The organism is Janthinobacterium leeuwenhoeki (assembly GCF_051380795.1).
In the GTDB taxonomy this organism is placed as follows: Bacteria; Pseudomonadota; Gammaproteobacteria; order Burkholderiales; family Burkholderiaceae_D; genus Janthinobacterium.
In genome coordinates this window covers 14,526-32,663 of record NZ_JBNYXT010000041.1, presented here as the reverse complement: position 1 = coordinate 32,663, position 18,138 = coordinate 14,526, and the positions used below count along the sequence as shown (strand labels likewise).

Annotated in this window: 13 protein-coding genes; 10 read left to right on the top strand and 3 right to left on the bottom strand. The window is 62.9% G+C overall.

The window, feature by feature from the left end; genetic code table 11:
* Nucleotides 1-38: 38 nt before the first annotated feature.
* From ACQ4WS_RS22675 to ACQ4WS_RS22665, 3 genes are all read right to left on the bottom strand, one after another.
* Complete coding sequence (locus tag ACQ4WS_RS22675) at nt 39-1,682, bottom strand: methyl-accepting chemotaxis protein (protein ID WP_436479270.1); 1,644 nt, start codon at nt 1,680-1,682, stop codon at nt 39-41.
* A gap of 89 nt (nt 1,683-1,771) precedes the next feature.
* Nucleotides 1,772-2,893: a patatin-like phospholipase family protein gene (locus ACQ4WS_RS22670; RefSeq protein ID WP_436479269.1), complete on the bottom strand. Its 1,122-nt coding sequence runs from the start codon at nt 2,891-2,893 to the stop codon at nt 1,772-1,774.
* Nucleotides 2,894-3,206: 313 nt separating this feature from the next.
* Nucleotides 3,207-4,133 (bottom strand): LysR family transcriptional regulator, encoded by a 927-nt coding sequence (locus tag ACQ4WS_RS22665; protein ID WP_436479268.1) that lies wholly within the window; start codon nt 4,131-4,133, stop codon nt 3,207-3,209.
* A gap of 115 nt (nt 4,134-4,248) precedes the next feature.
* Between ACQ4WS_RS22665 and ACQ4WS_RS22660 the strand changes: the two genes are divergently transcribed.
* From ACQ4WS_RS22660 to ACQ4WS_RS22615, 10 genes are all read left to right on the top strand, one after another.
* Entirely contained in the window at nt 4,249-5,817 is a 1,569-nt protein-coding gene (locus ACQ4WS_RS22660) for an MFS transporter (RefSeq protein WP_436479267.1), read from the top strand.
* Nucleotides 5,818-6,085: 268 nt separating this feature from the next.
* Nucleotides 6,086-7,303, top strand: coding sequence for a maltoporin (locus tag ACQ4WS_RS22655; RefSeq protein ID WP_436479266.1), 1,218 nt, complete (start codon nt 6,086-6,088; stop codon nt 7,301-7,303).
* 304 nt (nt 7,304-7,607) lie between these two features.
* Nucleotides 7,608-8,618 carry a substrate-binding domain-containing protein gene (locus ACQ4WS_RS22650; RefSeq protein ID WP_436479265.1) on the top strand — a complete coding sequence of 337 codons (1,011 nt, stop codon included), beginning with the start codon at nt 7,608-7,610 and terminating at the stop codon, nt 8,616-8,618.
* Nucleotides 8,619-8,855: 237 nt separating this feature from the next.
* Nucleotides 8,856-10,493, top strand: a complete 1,638-nt coding sequence (locus ACQ4WS_RS22645) for an alpha-amylase family glycosyl hydrolase (RefSeq protein WP_436479264.1) — start codon at nt 8,856-8,858, stop codon at nt 10,491-10,493.
* Between the two features lie 88 nt (nt 10,494-10,581).
* The gene (locus ACQ4WS_RS22640; protein WP_436479263.1) at nt 10,582-11,667 is read left to right on the top strand and encodes an ABC transporter ATP-binding protein; all 1,086 of its coding nucleotides are present in this window, start codon (nt 10,582-10,584) and stop codon (nt 11,665-11,667) included.
* Nucleotides 11,668-11,765: 98 nt separating this feature from the next.
* Nucleotides 11,766-12,986, top strand: coding sequence for a maltose/maltodextrin ABC transporter substrate-binding protein MalE (gene malE / locus ACQ4WS_RS22635; RefSeq protein WP_436479262.1), 1,221 nt, complete (start codon nt 11,766-11,768; stop codon nt 12,984-12,986).
* Between the two features lie 142 nt (nt 12,987-13,128).
* Nucleotides 13,129-14,640 (top strand): maltose ABC transporter permease MalF, encoded by a 1,512-nt coding sequence (malF, locus tag ACQ4WS_RS22630; RefSeq protein ID WP_436479261.1) that lies wholly within the window; start codon nt 13,129-13,131, stop codon nt 14,638-14,640.
* A 10-nt stretch (nt 14,641-14,650) separates the two neighbouring features.
* On the top strand, nt 14,651-15,541 hold the full coding sequence (gene malG, locus ACQ4WS_RS22625) for a maltose ABC transporter permease MalG (protein ID WP_099759769.1): 891 nt from the start codon (nt 14,651-14,653) through the stop codon (nt 15,539-15,541).
* A gap of 1 nt (nt 15,542) precedes the next feature.
* Nucleotides 15,543-17,183 carry an alpha-amylase family glycosyl hydrolase gene (locus ACQ4WS_RS22620; protein ID WP_436479260.1) on the top strand — a complete coding sequence of 547 codons (1,641 nt, stop codon included), beginning with the start codon at nt 15,543-15,545 and terminating at the stop codon, nt 17,181-17,183.
* A complete protein-coding gene (locus tag ACQ4WS_RS22615; RefSeq protein WP_436479259.1) occupies nt 17,180-18,091 on the top strand; it encodes a carbohydrate kinase family protein in 912 nt (303 codons plus the stop codon). The genes ACQ4WS_RS22620 and ACQ4WS_RS22615 overlap by 4 nt, the downstream gene beginning before the upstream one ends.
* Nucleotides 18,092-18,138: the final 47 nt, after the last annotated feature.

The following is an 18,138-nucleotide window of genomic DNA, read 5'->3' as shown; positions in this document are numbered from 1 at the left end:
ACCACCAACACCCCGGCATACCGGAGCAGTCACAAGCGTTACGCGCCTGTGCTGCGGCCGGGCAGCGCCAGGCGCCGGCTGGCTGCCGCCGCCGGGGCCGGCAAGCCGCCCGCCACCTTCAACGCTTTCCCCTGAGCATCGCCGCGCAGGCGGAACACGGCCACCACGTCGACCATTTCCACGGCGCGGTCTTGCAGCGAGGAAGCTGCTGCTGCCGCCTCTTCCACCAGGGCCGCGTTTTGCTGGGTCACCTGGTCCATCTGCGAAATGGCCTGGTTCACTTGCTCGATACCGGCGCTCTGCTCGTGGCTGGCGTTGGCGATGTCACCCATGATGTCCGTCACGCGGCGAATGCTGGCGACGATTTCTTCCATCGTCGCACCCGCCTGGTCAACCAGCGCGCTACCCGTGTTGACCTTGTCGACGGAATCCTCGATCAAGCCCTTGATTTCCTTGGCGGCAGCGGCCGAGCGCTGCGCCAGGTTGCGTACTTCCGTGGCCACCACGGCGAAGCCACGGCCCTGCTCGCCCGCGCGGGCCGCTTCGACGGCCGCATTCAGCGCCAAAATGTTGGTTTGGAAGGCAATGCCATCGATCACGCCGATAATGTCGGCGATCTTCTTCGCCGATTCATTGATGGAACCCATCGTGCCCACCACTTGCGCCACCACGGCGCCGCCCTTGCGGGCCACATCCGAGGCGGACACGGCCAGCGAGTTTGCCTGGCGCGCATTGTCCGTATTCTGGCGTACGGCCGAGGTCAGCTCTTCCAGGCTGGAGGCCGTTTCTTCCAGCGACGACGCCTGCTGCTCCGTGCGCACGGACAAGTCCGCGTTGCCGGCGGAAATCTGCGCGGCCGCCACGCTGACCGTATCGGCAGAGGCGCGCACGGTGGCGATCACGCCGACGATGCGTTCCAGGAATTTATTGAAAGCGGTGGCCGTGCGGCCCACTTCATCCATGCGCTCGACGGGCATGGCGACGGACAGGTCCAGCGAGGCGCTGACGCGCTCCAGCGTGTGTTCAATATTGCCCAGGCCGCCGCTGATGGTGCGATAGATATGCCAGGCCAGCGCGCCAGTCAGCAGCACGGCCACGCCCAGCACGGCCAGCATGGTGTTGAACGCCGTGTCGTAGGCGGCCAGGCTTTCGGCCTTCACGTCATCGACCAGCTTGTTGTTGTAGGCGATATGGTCATCCATGCTCTTTTTCGCGGCGGCAGCCGTGATGGCCAGTGGCGTACCGGCCAGCAAGGTGGCGCGCACGCCATCCATGTCGCCCGCGTAGGCGGCGGCAAAGAACGGCACCAGCGCGCGGCGATAGGCTTCCATGGCGGCCTGGTCGGCGTCGAGCATCTTGCTGTCCGTCGCGTCGTACAGGCGCTCGGCGCGATAGGTGGCAATGACCTTGTCGAAATTCGTGTTGGCATCGGCCACGGCCTTGTCCAGCGCCGTCTTGTCGGCCAAATTAGAGAATACGGACAGGCGGTAGCCGGCCAGGCGCGAGTCGGCCAGGAAACCCTTGGCCGCGTTCAAGCCCTGGATGCTGGGAATGATGCGGTTTTGCACAGTGTCAAAACGTTCCTGGGCGCGCTGCAACTGGATGGCGCCGCCGGCGCCCAGCAATAGCAGGGCCAGCAAGGCGATGGTCAGGGTCAGAATTAATTGCTTGGTGATATTCATGGTGTTTCGCAGTAAAAAAGGGGCCTGGCAAGGCCAGGCGGGATAAATAGCTGCCGATCAGGTGGCCGGGATGCGGGTGCTGGCGGGTGCTACGCGGCCAGCGGCGCGGCGTCAGGCGCGCGGCGCAGCAAGTCGCCATGCTGGCGGCAAAACGCCAGGCCCGCCTTGTGGCCCACGTCGAACAGCAACTGCATGTTCGAGCTGGACCAGTCCAGGGTGTCGGGCCAGTGCTGCTCCGGGATGCCGCCCATCAAGTCGAGTTTCAGCAAGCGCCGCTTGGGCTGGCCCGTGCGAGCGTCCGTGTTGTGCTCGAGTTCAAACAGGCGCAGCTCGCTCTTGGAAATCTTCACCAGCGGCGTAATGATGGAGCGCACCCAGGCGTCGTACAGGTTGCGCGGCTTGCGCAGCAAGCGCTCATCGCCCAGGATGTCGAGGATGACCAGGGTGTCGGCGTCATGGTGCTCGCCCTTGCCTTCGATAAACGGGTCGAAATTGAGCGTGTCGAGCGCCGCGCCTTCGATGTAGTCGTCGCCGGCGATGGTCGTGGGCGCATACAGGAAGGGGAACGACAGGGCCGCGCGCACGTGGATCGGCTCGATCTCGTGCTTACCCCAGATTTGCATGCGGTGCTCGCTGAGGTTGTAGGCATTGATGTAGAAATCGGGGCGCATGCGCGCCACGCCGGAGAAATCCACGGCTTTTTCCAGGAAGGGCAAGTGCGCGCACAGGCCCAGGCTCTTCGCCGACAAGTCCGATGGCGACAGCGACGACAGCATCAGCTTGCCCCAGTCCGACCAGGCCGTGGGCACGCCCGCAAACGTTTGCTGGAATGCCTGAAAAAAAGGATTGTTGGCCGGCGGTTGGAAAGCGTCGCGGAAAGTGCTCGCGTGCATGCCCGGCTTCTGGAATACCTTGTAGTTGATCGGGATCATCTTGTAGATGCTGTCGGCCACGCCCGTGTCGGCCCAGCTTTGCAAGGCCTGGCGCGGCGTGGCTTCGTGCGGCGTCGTGTAAAGCAAACCCATCAATACGCCGGCGCCCGAGGCGGAAATGACGTCGAACTCGATGCCCTCATCGAGGAAAGCGGCCAGGGCGCCGGCGATCAAGGTGGAATTTGGTGCGCCGCCGCCCAGCAGCAAACCCGTTTTGCGGGCCGGTTTCGCTGTCGCAGCTGGCACCGGATTCGGCGATGTCGTAGTGACTGTCTTCATGCACACTCCCTGAACGGAACGGGGTTACCATCCCTTAATTGTTGGTTACTACACGCTTATGGCGCCTAATCCTGCACATGTCCCCGCAAGCGACGCGCCGATACAATGTCGCAGAAACAGATATGAAATTAACATAAATAAATTCCTTATGGCAATTTTAATAACGCATGACCGGTATTCACGAAGGGCATAAGTTGATGCCGTGCGGCATGGCGTGATGCGGCGCAACAAATATAAATGCGACGCGGTTAGGAATAATCTCTTTGGGGTAGGAATATTCCTCAACCCGCCGCCAGCGCGGCGGCCCGGGGCATCAGAGGAATGATGCAGGGTCGGGAAGGGGCGAAGAAAAATGCAGGTGGGTACACAAATGGTCAACAAAGACGCGAATTTTGGGCGACAGATGGCGGCTCGACGGCCATAGCACCCAGAACTTGCTCGAGTACAGCAAGTGTTCAGCCAGCACGGCTTGCAGTTCGCCGCGCGCGATGGCGTCGCGCACGATAAAGTCAGGCAAATAAGCGAGGCCCACGCCCTGCGTGGCGGCGCCGATCAGCGCTTCGATATTGTTGCAGGTCAAGGCCGTCGGCAAGCGCAGCTCGCCGCCGCTGTCGCCCTCGGCGCGCTGCAGCGCCCATTCCTGTAATTTTCCCGTGGTGGGAAATTTATAGCGCACGCAAGCGTGCCCTTCCAGCTCGCGCGGCGTGGCCGGCATGCCATGGCGGGCGAAATACGCGGGAGCGCCCACGATGGCAAAGGCAAACGGCCCCAGCTCGCGCGCCATCAGGCGCGAATCGGTCAGCGTGCCGCTGCGCACGGCCACATCGACGCCTTCGGCCACCACGTCGACCAGGCGGTCGTTGAAATCGAGGTCGAGCTCGATCTCCGGATACTGGCGCGTAAAGTCCGCCAGCAGGGGCAGGATGATGCGGTAGCCGATCACGGGCAAGCTGACGCGCAGCTTGCCGCGCGGCGCCTCGGCCAGATGCGACAGTTCCGCCTCGGCATCGTCCAGGTCTGCCAGGATGCGCTGGCAGCGCTCGTAAAACAACGCGCCCTCGTTGCTCAGGCTGATGCGCCGCGTGCTGCGGTTCAGCAGGCGCACGCCCAGCTTTTCTTCCAGCCGCGCCACGCTTTTGCCCACGGCCGAGGCCGACACCCCGAGCAGCCTCCCGGCCGCCACATAGCTGCGCGTTTCCGCCGCGCGCACGAAGGCGACGATGCCATTCAGATTATCCATGCCACCTCGTCATTTCCATTAAGGAATATTTGTCCGTTATGAGTGGATTTTCAGCCACTTTTTCATTGATTGCGTCCATATTATCATCAGATTCCCTCTTTCTGGAATCATTCCCATGGATACAAATCTTCCCGCGCAAGCCCCGGATCAAGCGACTGCACGACGCACGCTGGTGCTGGCCGCCGTCTGCCTGGCCGCGCTGTGCATGCCGCTCAGTTTTACGGGGCCGGCCATCGCCATTCCCGCCATCGCCGCCGACCTGCACGGCACGCCGCTGGCGCTGGCGTGGATCACGAATGCCTTCATGCTCAGCTTTGGCGGTTGCCTGATGGTGGCCGGCGCGCTGGCCGACCGCTACGGCCGCAAGCGCGTGTTCTTGCTGGGCATGGGCGTGTTTTCCGCCGCCGCACTGGCGCTGTCGGCCGCCCCCGGCCTCCTGTCGCTCGATGTGCTGCGCGCTGTCCAGGGCCTAGGTTGCGCCATGGCCCTGTCGAGCGGACTGGCGGCGCTGGCGCAGGAATTCGACGGCCCGGCCCGCGCACGCGCCTTCAGCCTGATCGGCACGGCCTTTGGCGTGGGCCTGGCCTTCGGTCCCTTCCTGGCAGGCACATTGATCACCCACACGGGCTGGCGCGCCATTTTTGCCGCCACTGCCGCGGCCGGCCTGGCCGCCCTGCTGGCGGCCGCGCGCGCCATGCGCGAATCGCGCGATCCGCAGGCGCAAGGCGTGGACTGGCCCGGCGCCCTGACGTTTACGGGCGCCCTCTCCTTGTTTACCTATGGCTTGCTGCAGGCGCCGCACAAAGGCTGGGGCAGCGCCGCCAGCCTGGGGCTGCTCGGTGGCGCGGCCTTGCTGCTGGGCGTGTTCATCCGCGTGGAGCGGCACGCGGCGCGGCCCATGCTGGACTTGACCCTGTTCCGCCTGCCCGCTTTTGCCGGCGTACAACTGCTGGCGGCAGCGCCCGCGTTTTCCTTTGTCGTGCTGCTGGTGTTGCTGCCGGCCCGCTTCATCGGCATCGAAGGCTACAGCGCGCTGGAAGCGGGACGCATGATGATCGCCCTGTCGGCACCCATGCTGGTGCTGCCTATCCTGGCCGGTATGGCGGCGCAGCGCATTGCCGCCGCCCACATTTGCGCCAGCGGCCTGCTGCTGGCGGCGGGAGGCTTGCTGTGGCTCTCCAGCTGCGCGCCAGGGCAGTCACCCGCCACGTTGCTGGGGCCGCTGCTGCTGATCGGCTGCGGCATCAGCCTGCCCTGGGGCTTGATGGATGGCCTGGCCATCAGCGTCGTCCCGGTCGAGCGGGCGGGCATGGCGGCCGGCATCTTCAATACGACGCGCGTGGCGGGCGAAGGCTTGGCGCTGGCCATCGTCAGCGCGCTGCTGGGCACGCTCACTGTCGCAGCCCTCGGCGGCGGCATTGCTGGCATCGGCGCGGAACAGGCGGCGCACGCCGGCCCCTTCCTGGCGCTGGGCGAGCTGCGCCATGCGAACACACTCCTGCCACACACTCCCGCCGCCGAGCTGGCGCAAGCCTACGGCACGGCCTTCCGCCACCTGCTCTATGTGCTGGCCAGCATCACGACGGCGTCGGCCCTGCTGATCCTGGCCTTCCTGCGTCATCCGGCCGCTGCAACAATGGGCACGGACACGGCCGCACTGCCCGCCGGCAAGGTGCAAAACTAAGCCACCCTATTTCCTCACGACAGCAATTTCCTCCCCGCCACATCCGGCGGCGCCCACGCGCCGCCGCCCGCCTTTGACGTTTCTCCGCAACACCCGCAAAGTTCCTGAAGGATGCCAAGGATAAAACGAGTTTACTTATCAAAGCGCTTTGAACTATACTCAAAGCGCTTTGAAACATAGTTAAAGCGCTTTGAAACATAGTTAAAGCGCTTTGGTTGTGCAAAGCTATGCGCACCGACCCTACACCTATAAAAACACTGGAGACACAATGAACAAATTTTTCTTGAAAGCGTTGCCAGCGGCAGTACTCATGGCCTTGAGCGCGTCGGCCCAGGCCGCCCTGCCGATCGACTTCGGCGGCTACATCCGTTCGGGCCTCGGCACCAGCAGCGAAGGCGGCAAGGAAGCCTGCTTCGGCCTGGCCGGCGCCTCATCCAAGTATCGTCTGGGCAATGAGTGCGAAACCTACGGCGAGCTGAAATTCGGCGGCGAAGCCTTCAAGGCAGCCAACGGCACCACCTTCCGCATCAATACCCTGGTGGCGTTTTCCGTCAACCAGAACCAGGACTGGGAGCAATCGGACCCGTCGTGGCGCGAAATGAACGTAGTGGCCGACAAGATCGGCACGGGCGCCTTCGCCGAAGCGCGCGCCTGGGTCGGCAAGCGCTACTATGACCGCCAGGACGTGCACATCACCGATTACTACTTCTGGAATAACAGCGGCCCTGGCGCCGGCCTGGAAAACATCGATCTGGGCGCCGCCAAGCTGGCCTACGCCGTCGTGCGCACGGCCGATGACGGCGACAGCAAGCGCATGGGCCTGTCCCACGACCTGCGCTTCTCCGGCATCAAGGTCAACCCTGACGGCGAACTGACGCTGGGCTTGCAATTCAACCAGAAACGCAACGCGCAAGGCGCGGCCCCCATCGCCAGCGGCCACTTGCTGACCATCATGCATACGCAAGGCAATCTGCTGGGCGGCTTCAACAAGGTGGCATTACAGTATGGCAAAGGCAGCGCCGCCAACACGGGCGGCTTCAACCTGGGCGCCGGCAAGGATGACAAGGTCGTGCGCCTGACGGAACAGATCATGATCCAGCCGAAAGGCGCCTGGTCGGGCATGGGCACCTTCGTCTACGAAGACAAGGAAACGGCCGGCGTCAGCAGCAAGTGGACGTCGATTGGCGCGCGTCCCGTCTACCACTTCACGGATAACTACAGCCTGGCCGTGGAACTGGGCCACGATATCGTCAAGCCGGAAGGCGGCGAGAGCCGCAACCTGACCAAGCTGACCTTCGCGCCGCAACTGTCGGCCGGCAACAGCTTCTGGTCGCGTCCCGTGCTGCGCGCCTTCTACACCTATGCCAAATGGAACAAGGCAGCCCAGTCGGCCGCCGCGGCGGAAACGGCCCTGTCATCGACGGGCGTGTTCGGTGGAAAAACAAACGGCAGCTCCATGGGTTTCCAAGTGGAATCCTGGTGGTAAGAGCATCCAACATTGGCTGATGCCGCAAGGCACCAGCCACTGGCAGCAACATCGCCCGCATTTCGGGGCAGGCAGTACCCGGACCCACCATTTCGCCGCTGCACGCGATGGCCGGCAGCTTCAATGTAGTGATTCAGCAGTATCCTCTTTTAGCGCGGGCGCCCCTGGGTTTGCCCGCGTATTTTTTTGGGCGCTGCCGCCGCTGGTCATCCCCCTGATCATTCCGGCATTTATCAGATAAACTACCCGTCATCGCACCGCATCGCTCCCGACCCACTCTGGATAGACCCCAACTGCTGCATTCATGAACCTCAAAAATCTCGCCAAAACGCTAGGAATATCCGAAACCACCGTCAGCCGCGCCTTGAATGGCTACCCGGAAGTGAGCGAACGTACGCGCGAGCGGGTGCTGGCCGCCGCGCAGGCGGCCGGCTACCGCCCCAATCCCATGGCGCGCAGCCTGGCCGTCGGGCGCACGAATATCGTCGGCATCATCTACCCGCTGATGCCGAACGACCTGGCCGACCCCATGTTCATCGAGATCGTGGGCGGCATGTCGGAAGCGCTGGAAGCGCAGCAGATGGACATGATGATCGCGCCCGCCTCGGCCACCAATGAATTCTACACCTATGAACGCATGGTCAAGGGCCGCCGCATCGATGGCCTGGTCGTCGGGCGCACGAAACCGTTCGACGAACGCATCGCCTACCTGGCGCAGCAGGGCATGCCCTTTGTCGCGCACGGCCGCACGCAGCTGAACCAGCCGCACGCCTGGTTCGACTACGACAACGAGGCGGGCATGCGCCTGGCCGTCGAGCGCCTGGTGCAGCTGGGCCACCAGCGCATCGGCCTGATCAGCGCCACGCCGAACCTGAACTTCGTGCGCCAGCGCGTAGAGAGTTTCCAGCACGCCATGCAGGCGGGCGGCCTCGCCGTCGACCCCGACAACCTGGTCGACAATGCGCACGACCGCCGCGCCGGCTACCAGGCCATGCAGCGCCTGCTGGCCCGCTCGCCCCGCCCTACCGCCGTCATCGTCGACAACCACATGTCGGGCGTGGGTGCCGTGCGCGCCCTGCTCGACGCGGGCATCGCCATCGGCCGCGAGATGTCGCTGATCGTCTGGGGCGTGATGGAAGACTCCCTGGCTGGCCACAACGTCACCACCGTCGTCCAGCCCGACCCGCGCGGCGCCGGCGCGAAGATGATCCACATGCTGCTGGCCCTGATGGACGGCACGCCCGTCACCGACTTGCAGGAACTGTGGCCGTGCGAATTGTTGCCGGGCGAGTCGGCGGGGCCCGTGCCGAACTAGGCGCCCCCCTCCCTTACGCCGCCGGCCGCCTGGCCGGCAGCGCCGCATTGTTGTCCTGAATCACCCTCATAAAAAAATCGTATGTCTGGCGCGTGTATCGCTTTACTTTTCAAAGCGCTTTGAACTATACTCATTTCATACCCAAAGCGCTTTGAATTTTAAAATAAGACGTTCGCCTACCAACCAGCAGCGCTGCCCTGATAGCCAAGGCTACAGGCAACTTTTAAGAAATCATTCATGCCGACCATCCAGAACAATCTCGCCCACCTGCCCGCCGACTGGTGGCGCAGCGCCGTCATCTACCAGGTCTATCCACGCAGCTTCCTCGACAGCAATGGCGACGGCATCGGCGACTTGCCCGGCATTACCTCCAAGCTCGCATACATCGCCGCCCTGGGCGCCGACATCGTCTGGATTTCGCCCTTCTTCACGTCGCCGATGAAAGACTTCGGTTACGACGTAGCCGACTTCTGCGACGTCGATCCCATGTTTGGTACCTTGGCCGATTTCGACCGCCTGGTGGCGCGGGCCCATGAACTGGGCTTGAAAGTGATGATCGACCAGGTGCTGTCGCACTCGTCCGACGTCCACCCGTGGTTCGTGGAAAGCCGCTCCAGCCGCGACAATGCCAAGGCCGACTGGTATGTGTGGGCCGACCAGAAACCGGATGGCACGGCGCCGAATAACTGGCTGTCCGTATTCGGCGGTTCCGCCTGGCAATGGGAGCCGCGCCGCGGCCAGTACTACCTGCACGATTTCCTCGCCAGCCAGCCCGACCTGAATTTCCATAATCCGGCCGTGCAGCAGGCGCAGCTGGACAACCTGCGTTTCTGGCTGGAACGCGGCGTCGATGGCTTCCGTTTCGATTCCTGCAACTTCCCGTATCACGACCAGTTGTTGCGCGACAATCCACCAGCTGCGCAGCGCGATGCGAGCAGCGTGTCAGCCATCAACCCGTATGGCATGCAAGCGCACGTGTATGACAAGACGCAGCCGGAAAATATTGCCTACCTGCAGCGCGTGCGCGCCGTGCTTGACGAATATCAAGCCATTTCCATCGGCGAAGTGGGCGACGACAATGCGCTGGCCACCATGGCTGCCTACACGGGCGCCGACAAGCTGCACATGGCTTACAGTTTCAACTTGCTGACGGCGGAGTTTTCGGCCGCGCACATCCGCACGCAAGTGGAAGAATTTGAGGCGCAAGTGGCCGACGGCTGGGCTTCCTGGTCCGTGGGCAACCACGACAGCGTGCGCGTCATGACGCGCTGGGGCGGCGAGAACCCGTCGCCCTCGCTGGCCAAGGTGGTGCTGGCCGTGCAGGCGGCGCTGAAAGGCACGCCATGCCTATACCAGGGCGACGAGCTGGCCCTGACGGAAGCGGACATTCCTTTCGAAGCCCTGCAAGACCCGTACGGTATCCCGTTCTGGCCCCAGTTCAAGGGCCGCGACGGCTGCCGCACGCCGATGCCGTGGGTAGCTGACGCGCCGCATGGCGGCTTCAGTTCGGCAAAACCCTGGTTGCCCGTGCCGCCCGAACATCTGGCGCGCGCCGTTGACGTCGAAGAAAACGATTCCGCTTCACCATTGCAGTTTGCGCAAGCCATCCTCGCCTGGCGCCGCACCCTGCCGCAATTGCTGCGCGGCGACATCGTCTTCTTCGATGCACCGGAACCCGTGCTGGCCCTGCGCCGCGACTTGCCAGGCCAACCGTCCGTGCTGGCGGCCTTCAACCTGGGTACGCAAGCCGTCACGTTCGCCTGGCCAGACGCGGCCCCAGCGGCCGAGCTGGCCGGTCACGGCTTGCAAGGCAGCAAAGATGGCCAACAGATCAGCTTGCCCTCGCATGGCGGCTGGTTCGGCACCCTGGCGTAAATCGCAGGCTTTGGCGGCCATGCCGCCAATTACAATAACGAGCCCCGCGCATCAGCGGGGCCGAATTGACAGATTGAGGACGACAGACATGGCTGGACTGAAGTTAACAGGCCTGAAGAAGGCATATGGCGACGTGCAAACCCTGCACGGCATCGACCTGGAGATCGCCGATGGCGAATTCATGGTCTTCGTGGGCCCGTCCGGCTGCGGCAAATCCACCTTGCTGCGCAGCATCTGCGGCCTGGAAGAAATCAGCGGCGGCGATTTGTTCATCGGCAAGACGCGCATGAACGACGTGCCGCCCGCCAAGCGCGGCATCGCCATGGTATTCCAGAGCTATGCCCTGTACCCGCACATGAGCGTGGCGCAAAACATGGCGTTTGGCCTCAAGCTAGCCGGGATGAGTAAAGTAGAAATTGCCGACGCCGTGCAGCGCGCCGCGCAAATCCTGCGCATCGAACCTTTGCTGGAACGCAAACCAAAAGACTTGTCGGGCGGCCAGCGCCAGCGCGTGGCCATCGGCCGCGCCATCGTGCGCAAGCCCGACGTTTTCCTGTTCGACGAACCGCTGTCGAATCTCGACGCCTCGCTGCGCGTGCAGATGCGCATCGAACTGGCGAATTTGCATCGCGAATTGCGCTCGACCATGATTTACGTCACGCATGATCAGGTCGAGGCGATGACCCTGGCCGACCGCATCGTCGTGCTCAACGCGGGCCGCATCGAACAAGTGGGCGCACCGCTAGAGCTATACCACCATCCCGCCAACCTGTTCGTGGCCGGTTTCCTCGGTTCGCCCCGCATGAACTTCCTCAAAGGCAAGATCCACAGCTACGCGGACGGCGTGGCCACCATCGTCACGAATGCGGGCGGCTTGCTGCAGGCGGCACTCCAGCAGCCGCTGGCCAGCGGCACCCCCGTCACCGTCGGCGCGCGGCCCGAACACGTACAAGCGTGCGCGCCTGGCGCCACTGCCGCTATCACAGCCAGCGTGCAGGCGGTGGAAAAACTGGGCGACATCAGCTATCTGTATGTGCAGGTACCGGGCGGCGACGAGCCGCTGGTGGTGCGCGCCGATGCCGATACGGACTGGGCCATTGGCCAGAACGTGGCGCTGCAGGTGGCGCCCGCCCGCGTCCACGTGTTCGACGAGCACGGCCAGACCCGTACCTGACACCCGGCTTTAAGGGGTCAGGCGCTACAGGCGCCGCCTGGCCCGGTTGCATCGTTTCAGCCTTGATACTTCACATAAAAGAGACACTGGAGATTGACATGTCCTTCACACACCCGAAACGCAGCTTCATCAAAACCACCCTGATCGCCGCCGCCCTGGCCGGCATCGGCAACCTGGCCGCCGTCAGCATGGCAAACGCGGCCGAAGCAGGCACCCTCTTGATCTGGATCAATGGCGACAAGGGCTACAAGGGCCTGGCCAAGGTCGGCGAGGAATTCACCAAAAAGACGGGCATCAAGGTCGTCGTCGAACACCCGGAAGATGCACCGAACAAATTCCAGCAGGCAGCGGCCGCCGGCAAGGGCCCGGATATCTGGATCTGGCCGCATGACCGCATCGGCGGCTGGATTGACGCCGGCTTGCTGCAACCAGTAACGCCAAGCAAGGAAGCGCGCGCCGCCATCCTGCCGCTGGCCTGGAACGCCTTCACCGTGGGCGGCAAGACCTGGGGCTACCCGATCTCCATCGAAGCCGTGGCCCTCGTCTACAACAAGGATCTGGTGCCGAATCCGCCAAAAACCTTCGAAGAAATCGCTGCGCTGGACAAAAAACTCTCGGCGCAAGGCAAGAAAGCCATCCTGTGGGATTACACGAATACCTATTTCACCTGGCCTTTGCTGGGCGCGGGCGGCGGATTCCCGTTTGAAGTCAAGGCTGATGGGCGCTACGATGCGGCCAAGACGGGCGTCAACAATGCCGGTTCGCAAGCTGGCGTGAATGCGCTGATGACCCTGATCAACAGCGGCGCCATGCCAAAGGGCGCGGGCTACGCGGAAATGGAAGCGGGCTTCAACCAGGGCAAGATCGCCATGATGATCAACGGCCCATGGTCGTGGGACAACGCGCGCAAATCGAAGATCAATTACGGTGTGGCAACGATTCCTACCGTGGCAGGCAAGACGGCCACGCCATTCGTGGGCGTGCTGGGCGCGATGATTTCGAAAGCCAGCCCGAACAAGGACCTGGCCACGGAATTCCTGGAAAACCAGATGCTGCAGATCAATGGCCTGAAAACCATCAACGCCGACGTCCCGCTGGGCACGCCAGCGAATAAAGTGCTGTTCGCGGAATTGAAAACCAATCCGAACATCCAGGCGACGATGGAAAGCGCGCAAGCGGGCCGCCCGATGCCGAACAACCCGGAAATGGGCCGCTTCTGGTCATCGATGCAATCGGCGCTGGAAAACATCACGCAAGGCCGCCAGACGACCAAGGATGGCCTGGACGCGGCGGCGAAGCGGATTACGACGGCGAATTGATAAATAAGGCCTGAACCCCAAGCGACATCTGGGGTCGGACCCTGAGGGTCCGACCCCAGCCTTTCAAAGGGTTTGGCAGCAACCACGCCAACGCCTCGTCAGCACCATCCTTACAGCGCTTCATTTTCACAGGTATCCCATCGTGCGCAAGTTTATCGGCCCTACGGTATTGACCATCAGCATGGCGCTGGGTCTGTATCTGCTCTTCATGTTGTACATTTCCGGCCAGACCATGCTGGCCGCCGTTTTCCTCGGCTTGCTGACCTTGACGACGTTTGTCTTCACGTCGCCGCGCGCCTATGCCTACCGTTATCTGTTTCCCGGCATCACGGCGGTCATCGTCTTCGTGCTGCTGCCGATGGTGTACACGGTGTCGATCGGCTTTACCAATTTCAGTTCGCGCAACCTGCTTACCTACGAGCGGGCCACGCAATATTTGCTGGACGAGACGCAGCGCGTGGAAAGCACGGGCTACGCGCTGACCGTGCATCCCGACAACAAGGAATACCGCTTGCGCCTGGAAAGCCCGGACACGGGCGAAGTGCTGCTGACGCAGCCGCTGGCCCTGAAGCGCGCCGTGCCCCTGAACGTGGAAGTGGCGCCGATCGATCCCGTGCAGGCACCCGTGCTGGCAGCGCCGCTGTCCATCAAGGACATCATCACCCTGCAAAAGGATTTGAAGCTGCTCACCCTGGTCATGCCGAACAAAATCGAACTGCGCATGGTGGGCTTGCGCGAATTCGGCCCCGTCGCGCATGTCTACAAGCAATTGCCCGACCAAACCCTGAAGAAAATCGCCACGGGCGAACTGGTCAAACCGAACTTCAAGACGGGCTTTTATGAAATGCCGGACGGCACGAAACTGGAGCCGGGTTTCAAGGTGAACGTGGGCTTCGCCAACTTCGTCAAGATTTTCTCCGATGAAGCGTTCCGCGGCCCCTTCCTGCGCATTTTCGTCTGGACCATCGTCTTCGCCCTGATCAGCGTAGCCACCACGACGGGCCTGGGCATGGTGCTGGCCGTACTCTTGAACTGGGATGCGCTGCGCTTCCGCGGCCTGTACCGTACCCTGCTGTTCCTGCCATACGCCGTGCCGGGCTTTATTTCCATCCTGGTCTTCAAAGGTTTATTTAACAACAACTTCGGCGAAATCAACCTGGTGCTCGATGCCTTGTTCGGCATCAAGCCCGCCTGGTTCTCGGACACCACCCTGGCCAAGGCCATGATCCTGATCGTCAACACCTGGCTCGGCTACCCCTATATGATGGTGGTGTGCATGGGATTGATCAAGGCGATCCCGTCGGACCTGTACGAAGCCTCGGCCCTGGCCGGCGCGGGACCGCTGACGAATTTCTTCAAGATCACCCTGCCGTTGATCATCAAGCCGCTCACGCCCTTGATGGTGGCCAGCCTGGGTTTCAATTTCAATAATTTCGTGCTGATCAGTTTGCTGACGGGCGGGCGTCCCGATTTCCTCGACACAACCTTACCGGCCGGCACGACGGACTTGCTCGTGTCCTACACCTACCGCATCGCGTTCGAGGATTCGGGCCAGAACTTTGGCCTGGCCGCCGCCATCTCGACCCTGATCTTCTTCCTCGTGGCCGCGATTTCGCTGGTCAACATGCGCCTGACGCGCATGAACAAAGCATAAAGGACAGACCATGGCTATCGTTGTCGACCGTTCCAACCGCTGGCGCATCCTGGCGGCCCACGTCGCCGTGATCGCGCTGATCGCGCTGGTGATGTTCCCCTTCCTGATGATTTTGTCGATCTCATTGCGGCCCGGCAACTTCGCCTCGGGCAGTTTGATACCACCCGAAATCAGCTTCGAACATTGGCGATTGGCGCTGGGCATGTCTTACCAGGCGCCCAACGGCACGCTGGTCGAACCGGACTTCCCCGTGCTGCTGTGGCTGTGGAATTCCATCAAGGTGGCCAGCATGAGCGCCACCGTCACCGTGCTGCTGTCGACCACTTGCGCGTATGCGTTCGCGCGCATGCAGTTCCGCTTCAAGTCGCAAACCCTGTCCGCGCTGATGCTGCTGCAGATGTTCCCCGCAGTGCTGGCCCTGGTGGCCATCTACGCCATCTTCGATGTGCTGGGCAACTACGTGCCGTGGCTGGGCATCGACCACCACGGCAGCCTGGTGCTGGCTTACACGGGCGGCATCGCCCTGCATATCTGGACCATCAAGGGCTACTATCAAACCATCCCCATCGAAATCGAGGAAGCGGCCAAGGTCGACGGCGCCACCCAATGGCAGGCGTTTATCTACGTGCTGCTGCCGATGACGGTACCCATCCTGATGGTGGTGTTTTTGTTGTCCTTCATCGGCGCCATCATCGAATACCCGATCGCCTCCGTGCTGCTGCATGAACAGAACAACCTGACCCTGGCCGTCGGCTCGAAGCTGTTCCTGTACGAGCAAAAATACCTGTGGGGCGACTTCGCCGCGGCAGCCATCTTGTCCGGCTTGCCCATCACGGCCGTGTTCCTGCTGGCACAAAAATGGATGATCTCCGGCCTGACGGCTGGCGGCGTGAAGGGCTGACATGAAGACCGTGCTGACCGCCCTCGCCGCTTTGCTCTTCTGCGCACCGGCGCAGGCGGGCAGTTTCGCGGACAACCCCATCGTCTACTTTGCCGTGACAGATCGCTACGCCAACGGCAATCCCGGCAACGACCACAGTTATGGCCGTGCCGCCGACCCGCAAGGCGACGATGTGGGCAGCTTTCACGGCGGCGACATCGCCGGCATCACGCAGCAGCTGAAAGCCGGCTATTTTCAAGACCTGGGCGTCAACGCCCTGTGGATCACGGCGCCCTACGAGCAGATCCACGGCTGGGTGGTGGGCGGCAAGCAGCAATTCCAGCACTATGCCTACCACGGCTACTGGGCGCTCGACTACACCACCATGGACGCCAACATGGGCACGCGCGAAGAATTGCGCGAGATGATCAACACTGCCCACGCGCAAGGCATCCGCGTGCTGTTCGACGTGGTGCTGAACCATCCCGGCTACGCGGACTTGCGCACCCTGGCACAGTACAAGGTGCCCGTGCTGTGGCCCGGCCATGAAAAGGCGGTGCTGCGCGACTATCACAGCTTCATCGACTATAACAACTTCGAATTCAGGCAGTGGTGGGGCCCGGACTGGGTACGCGCCGGCTTGCCCGGCTACACGGATGGCGGCAAGGACGATTTCACCATGCAGCTGGCGTATCTGCCCGACTTCCGCACGGAAAGCGGCAAGGCCGTGGGCTTGCCGCCTATCCTGCAGCGCAAGGCCGACACACGCGCCGTCGCCCTGCCCGACACCAGCGTGCGCGCTTACCTGGTCCACTGGCTGGCCGACTGGGTGCGCGAATTCGGCGTTGACGGTTTCAGGGCCGACACCGTCAAGCACGTGGAGCCGGCCAGCTGGCTGGCCCTGCGCGCGGCCGCCACCGATGCCCTCGATGATTGGAAGGCGCGCCACCCGCAGCAGAAAATCGACGACGCGCCATTCTGGATGACGGGCGAAGCGTGGGGCCATGGCCCCGAGCGCAGCAGCTGGCATGACGCGGGCTTCGACTCGATGATCAATTTCGACTTCCAAAGCCGCGCTGGCGGCGACTGGAAAAGCATCGACGGCGTGTACCGCCAATACGCGGGCTTGCTGGGCAAGCGCATTGGCAATGAACCCCGCTACGACATCCTGTCGTACATCTCCTCGCACGACACCAGCCTGTTCCCCCGCGACCGGCTGAAACATGGCTTGTCCGCCCTGCTGCTGGCGCCCGGTGGCGTGCAGCTGTTTTATGGCGATGAAAGCGCGCGCCAGCCTGGCGCCGCGCCCATCGGCGACGAACAGCAAGCCACCCGCTCCGACATGAACTGGACAACCATGGATGCGGCCATGCTGGCGCATGCGCGCAAGCTGGGCCAGTTCCGTTTGCGCCACCCTGCCCTGGCGCGCGGCGAACATCGATTGATCGACGAAAAACCGTACGCTTTCGCCCGCGTGATGGATGGCGACGCCGTCATCGCCGTGCCCGAAGCAAAGGGCGCGTTCACCCTGAAGGTGCACGGCGTGTTCGCCGACGGCGCCCTGCTGCGCGACGCGTATACGCATCAAACATACTTAGTCAAAGATGGCGCCGTTGCCGTGAACGCGGCCGGCACCGTCCTGCTGGAGAAAGCGGCACCATGAGCACCTATGACATTTTAGTGGTCGGCGGCGCCGGCATCGACACAATAGTGCGTGTCCCTTCCCTGCAATTGCCGGTGGCCGATTCCGTGCACGTGCCGCCCATCCACGATTACGTGGCGCACACGGGCAATGGCGTGGCGCTGGGCTGCCACGCACTGGGCCTGCGCTGCAAGTTCATCGACTTCATCGGCGACGATGCGCAAGGCGCGGCCATCCTGCAGCGCTATAAGGATGCAAAACTCGACTTTTCACATCTCGTCGAACCTTCGGGCACGCGGCGCAGCGTCAACCTGGTCGACCCGCAAGGGCGCAGGCTGTCGTTGTACGACGGCCGCCATCCGGAAGACGTGCGCATGCCGCCCAACTTCTACCTGCCCTACCTGGGACCGGCCCGCCACGCGCACTTTTCCATCATGGGCTGGGTGGCCGAGCTGTTCGACGATGCGCAAGTGTGCGGCACCACGGTGTCGACCGATTTGCACGACTGGGATGGCGTCAACCCGCACCACAAGGTGTTCGCGCTGCGCGCCGACCTGGTCTTCCTCAGCACGGCCGCGCTGGGCGAGCGCATGGAATCCGTCATGCGCGCGATTGTCGCGGAGGGACGCGCACAGGCGGTGATCGCCATGGCTGGCGCGCAGGGTGCGTATGTGCTGGAACGGGGCAGCGTGTCCGTGCGCCACACTCCGGCGGCGCGATTGGAGCTGCCCGTGGTGGACACGAATGGGGCGGGCGACTCGTTTGTGGCCGCCTTCCTGCACGCCTGGCTGGGCGATGCAAGCCTGGACACTGCCATGCGCCGTGGCGCCATCGCCGGCGCGTTTGCCTGCGCGCAGAACGGCACGCATGAACGGTTTATCGGGTTGGCAGAGCTGCATGACTTATATCAAGACAGTACTAGCTTATAGCTTAATATTCTATCAAGCGTAGCATCGAGCTAAGGGGCGCATGGCAC

Excerpts from the sequence above, each read along its gene's own strand:
- ACQ4WS_RS22675 (WP_436479270.1), bottom strand. The coding sequence starts at position 1,682 with ATGAATATCACCAAGCAATTAATTCTGACCCTGACCATCGCCTTGCTG.
- ACQ4WS_RS22670 (WP_436479269.1), bottom strand. The coding sequence starts at position 2,893 with ATGAAGACAGTCACTACGACATCGCCGAATCCGGTGCCAGCTGCGACA.
- ACQ4WS_RS22665 (WP_436479268.1), bottom strand. The coding sequence starts at position 4,133 with ATGGATAATCTGAATGGCATCGTCGCCTTCGTGCGCGCGGCGGAAACG.
- ACQ4WS_RS22660 (WP_436479267.1), top strand. The coding sequence starts at position 4,249 with ATGGATACAAATCTTCCCGCGCAAGCCCCGGATCAAGCGACTGCACGA.
- ACQ4WS_RS22655 (WP_436479266.1), top strand. The coding sequence starts at position 6,086 with ATGAACAAATTTTTCTTGAAAGCGTTGCCAGCGGCAGTACTCATGGCC.
- ACQ4WS_RS22650 (WP_436479265.1), top strand. The coding sequence starts at position 7,608 with ATGAACCTCAAAAATCTCGCCAAAACGCTAGGAATATCCGAAACCACC.
- ACQ4WS_RS22645 (WP_436479264.1), top strand. The coding sequence starts at position 8,856 with ATGCCGACCATCCAGAACAATCTCGCCCACCTGCCCGCCGACTGGTGG.
- ACQ4WS_RS22640 (WP_436479263.1), top strand. The coding sequence starts at position 10,582 with ATGGCTGGACTGAAGTTAACAGGCCTGAAGAAGGCATATGGCGACGTG.
- malE (WP_436479262.1), top strand. The coding sequence starts at position 11,766 with ATGTCCTTCACACACCCGAAACGCAGCTTCATCAAAACCACCCTGATC.
- malG (WP_099759769.1), top strand. The coding sequence starts at position 14,651 with ATGGCTATCGTTGTCGACCGTTCCAACCGCTGGCGCATCCTGGCGGCC.
- ACQ4WS_RS22620 (WP_436479260.1), top strand. The coding sequence starts at position 15,543 with ATGAAGACCGTGCTGACCGCCCTCGCCGCTTTGCTCTTCTGCGCACCG.
- ACQ4WS_RS22615 (WP_436479259.1), top strand. The coding sequence starts at position 17,180 with ATGAGCACCTATGACATTTTAGTGGTCGGCGGCGCCGGCATCGACACA.